Source organism: Nonomuraea sp. NPDC049784, assembly GCF_040659615.1.
Classification (GTDB): Bacteria; Actinomycetota; Actinomycetes; order Streptosporangiales; family Streptosporangiaceae; genus Nonomuraea.
The window spans coordinates 1-1,438 of sequence record NZ_JBFAMX010001194.1; the positions used below are offsets into that span (position 1 = coordinate 1).

2 protein-coding genes and 1 pseudogene are annotated in these 1,438 nt (G+C 70.4%); all 3 read left to right on the plus strand.

Going from position 1 to position 1,438, the window contains the following annotated elements; translation table 11 throughout:
* Positions 1-17 precede the first annotated feature (17 nt).
* On the plus strand, positions 18-359 hold the full coding sequence (locus tag AB0J09_RS64650) for a hypothetical protein (protein ID WP_360714399.1): 342 nt from the start codon (positions 18-20) through the stop codon (positions 357-359).
* Positions 360-441: 82 nt separating this feature from the next.
* On the plus strand, positions 442-1,200 hold the full coding sequence (locus AB0J09_RS64655; protein WP_360714401.1) for an N-acetylmuramoyl-L-alanine amidase: 759 nt from the start codon (positions 442-444) through the stop codon (positions 1,198-1,200).
* Between the two features lie 49 nt (positions 1,201-1,249).
* A pseudogene (locus tag AB0J09_RS64660) lies at positions 1,250-1,438 on the plus strand (methylmalonyl-CoA mutase); the annotation flags it as partial.

The following is a 1,438-nucleotide window of genomic DNA, read 5'->3' on the forward strand; positions in this document are numbered from 1 at the left end:
GGTGACCGGCGTGGACGGTGCTACGGCCTCATCCGGGTGGGCACCGCGAGCGCGTACATCCGCTGCGACGACCCCGCGCTGCTCGACCCGCCAACAAGATCGGCTCGTACGCGCTCGCGCTCGGCGCGGAGCGTGCCGGGGTGCCGTTCGTGGTGGTCGCGCCCGAGTCCACGATCGACCAGAACACCCCCTCCGGCGAGCACATCGAGATCGAGGACAGGGGAGCGGACGAGGTCGTGGCCGTCAGAGGTGTACGCGTGGCGCCTGAGGGAACTCGGGCGTTGAACCCCGCCTTCGACGTGACACCGCACGATCTCATCACCGCGATCGTGACGGACAAGCGGGTGATCCGGCCGTAGGCCAAAATCTCCCATCTTCGGGACCGGTCCGCGTCCCCCGCGTTACGCTCGGTGGTCTCGACAGCGACCCTCGGAGCTCACCATGGCCATCGACCTGGTGTTACGGCGCGACTGGAACGCTCGCGCGCCGCGTGGCGACTACACCCAGCTCGACTCCACCAACGGAGTGAAAGTCCACTACACGGGCGGCAGAGTCGATCCCGGCATCGTCTCCGACCACACCGGGTGCGTCGCGCTCGTGCGCTCCATCCAGGCGTTCCATATGGACGGCAACGGCTGGATCGATATCGGCTACTCGTTCGTGGCCTGTCCGCACAAGAAGGTGTTCGAGGGGCGCGGCCTGCATCACTTACCCGCCGCGAACGGCCCAGGTCTCAACACGGGCCACTACGCCGTGCTCGGGCTGGTCGGCAACTCGGGGCTCGTCCGCCCGCCCGACGGGGTGCTGCACGCGATCCTCGACGCCGTCCAGCACGTGCGCGACGAGGGCAACGCGGGCAAGGAGATCAAGGGGCACCGAGACGGATACTCGACCGACTGCCCCGGCGACCCGCTCTACGAGTGGATCCGGCGGGGCGCGCCCCGTCCCGGGAGGACCACGCCGGTCGCGCCGCCGTTCCCCGGGCGGCTGCTCACGTATCCGCCGGTGACGCAGGGCGATGACGTGCGCACGTGGCAGGCGCGGATGAAGAGGCGCGGCTGGGCCCTGACCGTGGACGGGGCGTACGGCGCGGAGTCGCGCGATGTGTGCCGCAGGTTCCAGCGCCAGCAGGGCGTCGCGGACGACGGGATCGTGGGCCCGGCGACGTGGCGGCTGGCGTGGGAGGCCCCCGCCGCCTGAGGTGGACCCGGGGTTACCGTGTTCCCGGAGCTCCGCCTAGTATCCGACCATGGAACTGGCAGCGGGTTTCGCGTCCATCTCCAGAGACGGCTGGCGGGCGCTGGCGGTCGAGGTCCTGCGTAAATCGGGGATCGAGACGGGCTCGCCCGAGGAGGCGCTGTCCAGCCCCACCTATGACGGGGTGACGGTCGCGCCGCTCTACGACCAGGACGACCTGCCCGGCGATCCCGGGCTGCCC

Excerpts from the sequence above, each read along its gene's own strand:
- AB0J09_RS64655 (WP_360714401.1), top strand. The coding sequence starts at position 442 with ATGGCCATCGACCTGGTGTTACGGCGCGACTGGAACGCTCGCGCGCCG.